The organism is Hymenobacter gummosus (assembly GCF_003970915.1).
GTDB lineage: Bacteria > Bacteroidota > Bacteroidia > Cytophagales > Hymenobacteraceae > Solirubrum > Solirubrum gummosum.
This window is the reverse complement of sequence record NZ_RXOF01000012.1, coordinates 158,940-170,600: the sequence shown is the minus strand read 5'-3', so window position 1 is coordinate 170,600 and position 11,661 is coordinate 158,940. Positions and strand designations below refer to the sequence as shown.

7 protein-coding genes are annotated in these 11,661 nt (G+C 62.3%); 5 read left to right on the top strand and 2 right to left on the bottom strand.

What is annotated here, in order from left to right; genetic code table 11:
* Positions 1-7: 7 nt before the first annotated feature.
* From EJV47_RS19380 to EJV47_RS19360, 5 genes are all read left to right on the top strand, one after another.
* Positions 8-766, top strand: a complete 759-nt coding sequence (locus tag EJV47_RS19380; RefSeq protein WP_126694829.1) for a hypothetical protein — start codon at positions 8-10, stop codon at positions 764-766.
* Positions 767-909: 143 nt separating this feature from the next.
* Complete coding sequence (locus EJV47_RS19375) at positions 910-3,372, top strand: T9SS type A sorting domain-containing protein (protein ID WP_126694828.1); 2,463 nt, start codon at positions 910-912, stop codon at positions 3,370-3,372.
* A 1,214-nt stretch (positions 3,373-4,586) separates the two neighbouring features.
* A complete protein-coding gene (locus EJV47_RS19370; RefSeq protein ID WP_126694827.1) occupies positions 4,587-4,910 on the top strand; it encodes a hypothetical protein in 324 nt (107 codons plus the stop codon).
* Positions 4,911-5,030: 120 nt separating this feature from the next.
* Entirely contained in the window at positions 5,031-5,732 is a 702-nt protein-coding gene (locus tag EJV47_RS19365; RefSeq protein ID WP_126694826.1) for a hypothetical protein, read from the top strand.
* Between the two features lie 526 nt (positions 5,733-6,258).
* On the top strand, positions 6,259-9,657 hold the full coding sequence (locus EJV47_RS19360; protein WP_126694825.1) for a PAS domain-containing protein: 3,399 nt from the start codon (positions 6,259-6,261) through the stop codon (positions 9,655-9,657).
* 244 nt (positions 9,658-9,901) lie between these two features.
* Here EJV47_RS19360 and EJV47_RS19355 read toward each other — a convergent pair whose 3' ends face one another.
* Entirely contained in the window at positions 9,902-10,447 is a 546-nt protein-coding gene (locus EJV47_RS19355; protein ID WP_279389066.1) for an RNA polymerase sigma factor, read from the bottom strand.
* A 335-nt stretch (positions 10,448-10,782) separates the two neighbouring features.
* A complete protein-coding gene (locus EJV47_RS19350; protein ID WP_126694823.1) occupies positions 10,783-11,613 on the bottom strand; it encodes a hypothetical protein in 831 nt (276 codons plus the stop codon).
* Between the last annotated feature and the right edge of the window lie 48 nt (positions 11,614-11,661).

Genomic DNA, 11,661 nt, shown 5'->3' with positions numbered 1-11,661 from the left:
TCAGTCCATGAAAAACCTTTTCCTCTTTTGGTGTACGCTGCTCTCGGCCCTGTCCATTTCTATAAGCTCAGTTGAAGGACAGGTTAACTTGGTTAGCAATGGAAATTTTGAAACTGTACTTCAAACGCCTCTGCTCAATCAGCTAACGACTAACCCGGACCTTTCTAAAGATTGGGCTTCCAACCACGGCTCCCCTGACTTATACCACTTTAGTCTCCATCCCACCAACCAGCCACCTACCCCCAGTTGCCCAACCTACATCAATGGGTCGCCTACGCCTATTCCAATTCCCGACCACAGTAACGGCAGTGCGTACATGGGGCTACGTTGTCACTACGATTCCGGTCCTGCGCAAGAGCAAATTGTACAGCAGCTACCAACCCCGCTCACGGCAAACAAGGCCTATTATGCAGAGTTTTATGCATACCTGTCGCCTAATAGCTACCGTGCAGTCAAACGGCTGGGAATGGGTATTGGCACCAGCAGATGGGCTTTCCCCAGCACTTGGAGCCCGTTGCCGCCCTTACCGGAATATTACATTGTTAATTCCATCCCGTTGCCTGCGCAAACAGGCTGGCAGCAGATTTCGGGTGCATTCTTAGCTACCTCCAACGCACGGTACGTCACCATCGGCAGCTTTGAGCCGCATACCGACCCCCAGGGCCAGCCTACCTACCAGAATGGTCCAGGCTTTTCAACCGGAGGGGTATCCTGCTTTCCTAGTGATGTCGATTACCATGTGATTGATGATGTAGGTATCAAGTAACAGAAGCTGGCGCACCAGTTTCATTATGTGGCAGTGTAACATCTGCTACTCTGGGTACCACTCCGTTACCCACCTCCAGCAACGCTATTTATTCTTGGAGCCCAGCAACAGGCCTGAGCAACACCAGTGTTGCCAACCCCACGGTGTCAGGCATCACCAGTACAACAACGTACACGCTGACGGTAACAATAGGCAGCTTTACACATACTACCTCAGTTACTGCCAGCTACTGCCCTTGCGACCATACCTATGCTCAGAACAGTTCGGCAACATACAATCCCCAACTTAACCAGCCAGCTAATGCGAACAGCTACGAAATAGGCACCCCTTTCGTCACAACGGAAATTGATGCCAGCTTGTACGGTGGAACCGTCGTGTTTTCCGGTCAATACCACGTGCTGGGGCCGCTGCGGCTTTCAAATGGCACGTTTGAACTGACTGCGGGCACGACGTTTTTTATTGAGCCCAATAATGCACAGGTAAAGTCCGCTATCTGTCAGGATTATTATTTCAATGGCTTTTCTGACCGTAAAACGTGGATTGAAGTCAACAAATCTTCGCTCATATTGAACGGTGCCACCCTTACATCTACCTGCGAAACAGTTTGGGGTGGCGTATTGGCCGGCGCTGAAAGCAAGATTTACACCTATCGAATTAAGGCTGGGACGCGCGTTTATCGCAGTATTATTCGTGATGCGTCAGTCGGGATTTTCGCCGACGCCAGTTGCGTACCTGGAAGCAATGGTCCACAGCTCTACCTGACCAACACCAACTTCACCAACAACTGGTATGGAGTGATGGTTGGCAACAAAGCAACTCCCAAAGTAGGCGAGGGCATCGTCGGCTGCATCTTTTCCTCCGACCCGCCTTCCATGCTGGCGCCAGTACAACCTAGCGGTAATAACTTGTGGTATACGGAAACCGGTATGCTATTGAGCAACGGAGACTACACTGATTTTCAAATTACCGGCAATACATTCCAGAGTCTACGCGTAGGGGCTGAGGTTGAAGGGAAAAAAATTGCAATAAGTAGCAACACCTTCGAGCGCAATTACGCCGCGGCCATTCGGACGGGGCTAAAACTAGGTACCACTAGCATTGACATAGCAAGCAACACCATCCAGGTACCATCCCTGGGCATTACCACTGCACAACTTGACGCGAACAATCCTGTAACCGGTATTGAATTGCTCGGCAGCGACTGTCAGGCTATTAATGTACTTGGTAATACGATTGACGGCGTCAACACCAATCCCGCATTAGTTGCTAAACGCCAGATAGGCATTGATGTGCGCACTAGGTGCCAGGTCAGTATCAAGCAACTCAACACCGTTCGACGCTTGGACGCGGGGATTCACCTGATGGACGATTCCAACCAAGGCGTAGCTCCCCTGCTCATAGCGGACAACAAGCTGCGTGACAATCAGGTGAGCTTGTACTTTGCTCACGACAACAGCTATTTCACCCTAGAGCCCGTTATCGAGTGCAATCAGCTTGACCACACTAACCTGCCTGCAGCGCAGGACAGTAAGGGGTTGTTTTTAGAACAGATGATAACTCCCACGAACGAGACAGTGTTGGGAAGTGATACCAGACCCTGCGGCAATATATTCAGTAACGTTCCCACGCAGGCACTCAATGAAAGCTTCGTCAACGCACTGAAATACTTCAGATTTGCTTCTACACAGGAGCAAATAACCATTAGTGGTCCTAGCAGTCAAAACACCGTTACCACGGCTCCCTTTGCTCCAGGCACAAACTCAGACCCGGCTAATGCCTGTACAACACGACGAGGCTATTCAGTAGGAGTTGTTGCTCCCAGAAATGTTTTACCAACAGCAACAACTGTAGTAGGCTGGATGAACCGCTTACGGCAGCGGCAAGGTACACCGACCCAACTTTGGGAGTTAGAGCAGTTACTTATGCGGCATCACGAATCCACAGGACAATTAGTGGCGTTTCAGAATTTTGTTGGAACGCTGCCGCTGCTTAATCACGCAGCATTTGAACGACTCAGCTTCTACCTGATGGACCAGTTTCGTCGTCGTCAGCAGGAAACGGCGGCCCAGGCCGTTCGCCAACAGTTATTAGTCTACAGCGCCAACGACCGTAACGTGGCAAATCGTGTCCGTTATTTCGATGTGCTGGGTCGCCTTGCCTACCTGCCACTCGGCGGCAAACCTACGCCCGCCGACAGTGCCTTGTTAGCTGCGGCAGCCCAGACCAATGCGGCCTATTCCAACAATGCCTGTACAGTGATGCGCCGGTTTTATCCGCATTTGCGTTGTACGGCCGATTCGGTACCCACTCGGCCAGCCGTGCCGCCGACAGTAAGCAAGGCAGTGATTGATTATTTGCAAGTCCCGCACCCTAATCCTGCCAATGATGTAGTTGAGTTCCGCTACACCACCCCGGATTACGTGCCAGCCCTGTTAAGTATTAGAGACGTCAAAACAGGCAAGGAAGTGCTAAGTAAACAGCTGATTGGAGCCAAAGAGGGCGTCATCACCATACCTGTGACCACGTTGCCAGCAGGCTTTTACGCCTGCACGTTAGTGATAAGCGGCCGGCCCGTCGGCACCCAAAAACTTGTGCTTGTTCACTGATGACTCGTGCATTTTTTCGCCTCCTCGCGCTGGTAGTGACCATAATATGGGTTGCTGCCAGCGCAGCGCAGGCCCAAAGCATCCGCTGGGAGCGGCTGCTACACGCCACCCTTGGTGTAGTGCGTCCTGAGGTAGTCAAGCGGGCCGTGGCTACATCGCAGGGTACTGTGTTTTGCTCAATGGCTGCCACGGGCAACGTTACGACTCTGCGCAGCCACTTTTGGCTGCTCAATGCGGCCACCGGCGACTCCATCTGGCAGCGTCCCGGCCTGCCGCAGTTCTCGGGTGAGCAAGCGGCCTGCTTGCTGCCCAACGGCAACTTTGGTTTTGTAACCGAAGAGCGGGTGCCCACCACGGCTTCCGTCGCCATCGGCACATACATGCAACAGTTCACCCCGGCCGGGGCTGTGCCGTTTCGCGTGCGTATCCCCTATACCCAGGGCTCTACTAGCGGGGGAGAATTGGGTGTTGCCCTGCAGCCGGTTCCTCCCCCGTCGAATGGTTATCTGCTTGGCTCATTACGTGCCGAGTACAGTGGTAGCGCACGTAACAATGCGCGCTTGGTGAGCCTGACCGAGCAAGGGGCGGTACGGTGGGCTCGAGGCTATTCATGGAGTCGTAATGACGGACTGCTTGATGCGCAGACCGATGCGCAGGGCCGGGTTGTGCTGTATTCTCTTTACCTGCCTGATACAGGCGGCGGGCGTTGGCGCTTGAAACTCATGCAAGTAGACCCGGTAACAGGTGATTCGCTGCGCGCTGCCACACTCACGCCTGCGGGCACACTCAGCGAACCGTTTGCCAACACCCCGAACCATTTATTGCCCCTCACAGATGGGGGCGTCATTTTAATTGGCTCGGTGGACACGCTAACGGCCCGCGGCCGGCGTACGGTACCCTTCGCCCTAAAGGCAGACGCACAGCTGAATCCAGTATGGACTCACTTGCTGCGCGGCCCGGCTGGCACTTCCTCGCCCCGTTACCTTAACAGCGTAGAACTTAGAGACGGCTCAGTGCTGGTGTTGGCTGATAGCGGGCAGACTACTTCCAGCTACCATTTGCGTCACCTCAACGGAAGTACAGGCCGGTTACTGGGTACTTATGTATACGCCAGCACTGCGTGTAGCCGTCTGGCTATATCTCATCTGTCACCCGGAGCTGACGGGAGGACAATCTTCGTCACTGGTGCCTGCCTAACGCCTGGGGGCGGCTACGTGGCCCGCCTCACCCTGCCGGCCGGTCTGGCTTCGGTCGTCACCGCTGCCCGCCCACCTGCGCCACCCGCCCCGGCCTGGAGCCTGTTCCCCAACCCCGCCCGCGACCAGGCCACCCTGCAGCTGGCCGCCCCACTGCCGGCCGGGGCCGCGCTGTGCCTGTACTCGCCGCTGGGGCAGCGGGTGCGCCGCGTGGTGCTGCCGCGCACCGGCGCCCCCGTGCTGCCGCTGGCGGGCCTGCCGGCCGGGGCTTACCTGGCCCGCCTGCTCGGGCCCGATGGCCGCCCGCTGGGCCCCGCCCGGCGCCTGCTGCTGCTGCCTTAGCCCCTGCGCGCCCCGGCCCCTTGCCCGGGCCGCGCCGAATCCCTAAGTTGCTCCCCTGCTCCCTATCTGCCCGCACACCTATTGCTCGTTGTCCATTTCCCACTTTTTCTCTTTCCCACCATGTACGAAGCGCCGTACAAAAACCATTTCCTCCACATCCGGGCTTCCCGGGCCACTTTCCTGAGCTTTGCCCGCTACACGCACGGGGCCCTGCTCAAAACCGACAACGCCGCCCTCAAGGCCCAGGCTGCTGCCTTCGGCAAGCTGCTGGCCGCCCTCGGCGAAGACGTAACCGAGCGCGGCAGCCAGGGCGGCACCGCCCTGGCCCGCACCCGGGGCACCAAGGAAGTCACGGCCAGCATCCGCGAGTGGGCGCGCGAAACCCACGACGTGACCCTCAAGCCCAAGTTTCGCAAGCGCCCGGCCGAGCTGAAGGCCCTGCTGCCCCTGGGCCTGAGCGGCATCACCAAGGCCGACGCCGCCGAGCTGCCCATCCGGCTGGAAGTGCTGCTGCGCGAGCTGGAAAGCCGGCAGGCCGAAATCGGCGCGGCCGACGCTACCGCCGGCCGCGCCCTGCTCACCGAGCTGCAGGCCGCCCGCCAGCAGCAGGACAGCGGCCAGAAGGAAGCCGCCGACACCATCGGCGACCTGGGCGAGAGTTGGGTCGACCTCTGCGGGGGCCTGTGGCTGGTGCATTGCACGGCCCTGGCCCAGTTCCACGACGCCCCGCACCACGCCCGCGCCTTCTTCAACTACGACGAGCTGCCCGACTCCAACGCGAAGCGCGCCGCCAACCGCGCCGGTAAGGAGCAGGACGCCTAAGTAGTGGCGCCGTGCGGTTACAACCGGTTGTAACTGCCATTTTCCAGCGGCAACATAGCTTACAACCGGTTGTAACCGCCTTTTTCCACGGTTTGCGGGGCTTACAACCGGTTGCACCTACTATTCACCTCGGTCAAAGGACGTCTCAACCGGTTGTAACAGGCTTTTCCCTCGGGCGGCAGCCGCTACAACCGGTTGTAAGCGGCTCCGACCGCCGCTACCGCCGGCTCCGGCTGCCTGTAACTAGCTGCCCCTTACCTGATTTGTACTCACCAATGGCCGGGCCCGCCCTCTGCAACCAGGGGCGGGCCTGTTGCTGCGCGGATAGGCAGGGTTCGATTGGTTATTTGCGTGGCTTACTGCCGTACCGGAATTCATGCTGGCGCGCCCTACCCGTGCCTCCGGCCGCGAAGCGGGGTCAGCAGGCGCCAGCGGCGGGTATCCGAAGCCGCGTAGCCGTGCCGACCGCACTTCCGTAAACCCTGCGTAATTTCCGGTATTAGTAGAGTCGTTGCCGCGCTCCTTCATGCTTTCTACTGCCCTCCCCGACCGTCCGGCTGGCCTGCTGGACACGTTGGTATCTATTTCCCTGACCGCCGTAGCGCTGCTACGGCCGGTATACGCGTCCGACGGCGTGCTCACCGACTTCGCCTGGGCCTACCTCAATCCGGCCGGCCAGCGCCTGTTCCGGCAGCCCGAGGTGCCCGCCGCGTCGCTGCGGGTCTTGTTCCCGGCGGCGGTGGCCGATGGCGTATTCGAGCAATGCCGCCAGGCGTTTCTGAGCGGGCAGGCGCAGCCCCACCCGGCCAGCTACCCGGCCGACGGCCTCGACGGGCATTTCCAGCTCACGGCCCAGCGCTGCGACGAGCTGCTGGTGGTCAGCTTCGCCGCCACCAACGAGCAGCCCCGCCCAGCCGCCGAGCAGGCCCTGCGCGAAAGCCAGGCCCGCGAGCAGGCCGCCCGGGCCGAGGCCGAAGCCCAGCGCCAGCGCCTGACCCAGGTGCTGATGCAGATGCCGGCCAACATTGCCCTGCTGCGCGGCCCCGAGCACGTGTACGACCTGGTCAACCCCGAGTACGAGCGGCTGTTTCCGGCCCGCACCACGCTGGGGCGCAGCATCCGCGAGGTGATTCCCGAGCTGGAAGGCCAGGGCTTTTACGAGCTGTTCGACCAGGTGTACCAGACCGGTGAGCCGTACGACGCGCCGGAAGCCGAGGCCTGGGCCGATTTTGCCGGCACCGGCCAGCTGCAGCGCCGCTACTACCGCACCTCCTTCCAGCCCATCCGCGACGCCAGCGGCGCGGTAACGGAAGTGCTCAACTTCGCCGTGGACGTGACCGAGCTGGTGGAGGCCCGCCAGCAGGTGCAGCGGCTCAACGAGGAGCTGCAGGCCGCCCGCGCCCACACCGAGCGCGAGCGGAACCTGCTGCAGGCCCTGCTCACGCAGGCGCCGGTGGCCATCGGCCTGTTTCAGGGCGAGGAGCTGCGCATCACCACGGTCACCGAGCACATGGCCGCCGTATGGGGCCGCACGCCGGCGCAGGTGCTGGGCCGCCCGCTGCTGGAGGCCCTGCCCGAGCTGCAGGGCCAGGGCTTCGACGAGCTGCTGCGCCAGGTGCTGCGCACCCAGGTACCGGTGACGGGTACCGAAACGCCCGCCACCATGCTGCGCGACGGCCGACTCCAGACTACCTACTACAACTTCGTCTACCAGCCCATCTACGACGCTCAGGGTGCCGTGCTGGGCGTGGTGGACGTGGCCGTGGAGGTGAGTGAGCAGGTGCAGGCGCGCCGGCAGATTCAGGAGCTGAACGAGCAGCTGCAGACCCGTACCCGGGAGGCCGAAGCCGCCCGCGCCGCGGCCGAGCGCCAGCGCGGCGAGCTGCAGCGCATCTTCGAGCAGGCCCCCGTGGCCATTGCCGTGTACCGGGGGCCGCGCTACACCATCGAGCTGGCCAACGCCACGGTGGCCCGGCTCTGGGGCCGCACCCAGGAGCAGCTGATCGGCAAGGGGCTGTTCGAGGCCCTGCCCGAGGTGGCCGGCATGGGCTACGAGCAGCTGCTCGACCACGTCATGGCCAGCGGCGAAACCCACGTGGCCCACGCCATGGAAGCCCAGCACGACCGCAACGGCCAGCGCGAAACCGTGTACTGGGACTTCGTGTACGTGCCCGTGTACGCCGCCGACGGCCGCATCGACGGGGCCATGGTGGTGGCCAACGAGGTGACGGCCCAGGTGCTGGCTCGTCGGCAATTGGAACAACTGAATCAGGAGCTGGAGGCCCGGGTGCAGGAGCGCACCCGGCAGCTGCGCCAGCAAAGCCGGCGCGTGGAGCGGCTGGTGCAGGAAGCCCCCGCCGCCATTGCCCTGCTCGACGGCCCGGAGCTGGTGTTCGAGCTGCTCAACGACGACTACCAGGCCATGTTCCCCGAGCGGGAGCTGCTGGGCCGGCCCGTGCTGGCAGCCGTGCCCGAGTTGGCCGACACTCCCCTTGCCGACGCATTGCGGAAGGTGTACCGCACGGGCGAAACGTTCGAGGGCCAGGAGTTTCCCATCCCCTTTGCGGGCCCCGACGGGCAGGTGCAGCACCGCTACTTCGATTTCATCTACCAGGCCCGCTACGACGCGGCCGGCACCGTCGACGGCGTAGTAATCTTCGGCTTCGAGGTGAGCGAGCGGGTGCAGCGCCGCCTGCAGACCGAAGCCCTGCAGGCCGAGCTGCTGGCCGCGGCCGAACGCCGGGCCCAGGAGCGCCAGGACCTGATCCGCATCTTCGAGCAGGCCCCGGCCGCCATCTGCCTGCTGCGCGAGCCGGACCACCAGATCGACTACTTCAACGCCTCCTTTGCCCGCCTGTTTCCGGGCGAGAACCTGCGCGGCCGCCTCGTGGGCGAGGCCTACCCCGACGCCTTCAGTGCCAATCTTATCGGCCTGCTGGACCGCGTGTACCAAACGGGCGACACCTACACCGGCGTGGAGTACGTCCTGCCCGTGGCCCCGCACCCCGACCGCCCCGGCCAGCCGCGCTACTTCAACTTCACCTACCAGGCCTACCGCGAGCAGGGCCGCATCGTGGGCGTGGCCGTGTTCCTCTACGAAGTCACCGAGCAGGTGCTGGCCCGGCAGCAGGTGCAGGAGCTGCACGAGGAGCTGGCCGCCCTCAACGAGGAGCTGGCGGCTACCAACGAGGAATTGCTGGCGGCCAACGAGGAGCTGCTGACCAGCAACACCCGCCTCAGCCACACCAATTCCGACCTGGACACCTTCGTCTACACCGCCTCGCACGATTTGAAAGCGCCCATCACCAACCTCGACGGGCTGCTGGGCGTGCTGCGGGATGAAGCCACGACGGGTATCTGGACCGACACGGCGGGCCACGTGCTGACGCTGATGCAGGACTCCATCGAGCGGTTCCGCGCCACGCTGGGCCACCTGACGGAAATTACCCGCCTGCAGCCCGAGCTGGAGTCGGCCGCCCCGGTCGATCTGGCCTTCATCATCGACGGCGTCGAGCTGGACCTGGCCCCGCTGCTGAGCGTGGCCCGGGCCGAAGTGCACGTCGACGTGGCCGCCTGCCCAACGCTGCGCGTGCCGGCCAAAACGGTGCGCTCGGTTATCTACAATCTGCTCAGCAACGCGCTCAAGTACCGCTCCCCGGAGCGGCCGCCGGTGGTGCACGTGCGCTGCCGCCTGGAGGCTCAGCAACCCGTGCTGGAAGTGCAGGACAACGGCCTGGGTATTGACCTGGCCCGGCAAACGGAGCTGTTCGGGATGTTTCGCCGCTACCACACCCACGTGGAGGGGGCGGGCGTGGGGCTGTACATGGTCAAGCGCATGGTCGAGCACGTGGGCGGGCGCATCGAGGTGCACAGCCAGATCGGCCAGGGCAGCACGTTTATCGTCCGGTTTCCGCGCCACCGCTAGGCAGCCCCCGGGTACCGCTGCTAACTGCTACCCCAGGGCGCGTGCCCGCCCCACCGTCCAACCCGCGCCGAATCCCCGGGTTGCTCTTCTACCGCCCCCTATTTCCCAGCGCCAAGCCCGGCCGGCCCGTGGGGCTCCGCCAAACCAGGGTCCAATGCCCAAACGCCCGGCCCGCCTTCTCGCAGTGGAGGGCGGGCCGGGCGTTTGGGCAGCGGGCTATGGCGGCGGTGCAGTGGGCTTTGTGCTAGCGCCAGAGGCTGGCCAGCTGGCGCAGGGCCTGGCGCTGGTGGGTTTTCACGGTGCCCAGGGGGAGGTCCAGCACCTCGGCCACTTCCTCCAGCTTCAGCCCGTCGAAGTAGCGCAGCTCCAGCACGCGGCGGTAGGCGGGGCGCAGGTAGGCCAGGCAAGCGCGCACGTCGAGGTGCTCGGGTACGAAGCCGCCGGTTATGGCGGGCTGGGTGGTGCTCGGCAGCTCGTCCCAGGTGTCGGTGCGGCCGGCGCCGCGGGCCTGGGCGGCGCGCAGGTGGTCGAGGGCCTGGTGGCGGCAGATGTTGACGGCCCAGGTGTAGAGCCGGCCCCGGGTGGCGTCGTAGCTGTAGAAGGCGTTCCAGATTTTCACCAGGCTGTCCTGCAGCACGTCCTCGGCCGCCTCGTCGCTGCCGACGAAAGCGCGGATGATGCGGTAAAGCGTGCGGCCGTAGAAGTCGTAGAAGGTCGTCATTGCGGCCTCTTCGCGAGCAGTAAGGCGACGAATAAGCTCCAGCTCGGCCGGAGGAATAGCAGACGGCAACAACGCAGTAGTTGGTAAAGCGGCAGCGCCGCTGGTGTGTCTGCGTTGTACTGCTAAAGGTCCAGTTTAGTTATTGGATAAATACTATGTCTCTCACGCCTTGACTTGTCTGTCATCCTGAGCTTGCGAAGGACCTTCCTCCTACCCCGCACCGCTGCTGCCGACGAAGTACCAACGCTCTTTTACCCATAACAAAAGCGCCGCCCCCAGCACTGGGAGTGGCGCTTCTTCGTCTTGATATAATTAAGTCTGCACTTCGTCGGCAGCAGCGCTGCGGGGTAGGAGGAAGGTCCTTCGCAAGCTCAGGATGACATTCTATCCCCAAATCGGAACCGCTACGGCTGCAGCGTGAAGGTGCGCGTAACCGTGTTGAACGGGCCGGGCACCGGCTTTCCGTCGCCGTCAATCAGCTCCAGCTTGATGTTGTTTTCGCCCGCAGGCAGGCCTTCCATCATGTAGGGGGCCCACTGGTCGAGCAGGAACTCGGTGCCGTTGATGGTGGCGCGCACCTTGTTGCCGTCGGGCGAGAGGGTGGTGTTGACGAGGTAGAAGTCCAGCATCACGCTCTTGGTGTCGTTGCCGGAGTACACGTCCTTGGGCCGGCTGTAGAACATGTGCGGCGCCTTCAAATCCACGTTGAGCGGCTGAGCGGCGGGCTTGCCCACCGTCACCACGCGCAAATCGTAGGCGGTGCGGTGCTTCAGGCTCTCGTGGTAGGAGCGCGAGAGGAACGACAGCACCACGTGCTGGCCGTCGGGAATATTCTTGGTGAATTCGGTGGTGTAGTGGGCGGTGTAGGGCTGGTTGTCCACGATGTTGTGGATGTGCTGGCCCTGGGCCGAGTTGGCCATGTGCTCGGCGTGCAGGCCGCCGGTCATCTTGGTCAGCTGGAAGTTGGTCAGGTCGTAGTCGAAGCTGACGGCCCCGCTGGGCACGGTGGCACCGGCGGCGGGCGTGTTCAGGCGCAGGGCGGCCGAGGCAAACTTGGGCGAGTCGGTGAACGGGGTGAGGCGGATGCCGTTCTTTTCCTGGGTGGCGGCCGTGTTGCTGGCCGTGGTCGTCACGGTTTCGGCGGTGGCGGCGGAGGTGTCGGCTTGCTGCTTGGAGGTGTCGCAGGCGGCCAGGCTCAGGGCGGCGAGGCCGAGCAGGCAGAGGGATTTGTGCATGAGCAAAAGGCTGTGTTTGGAACGCGGTGGAAGTGAGTACGCTGGCCG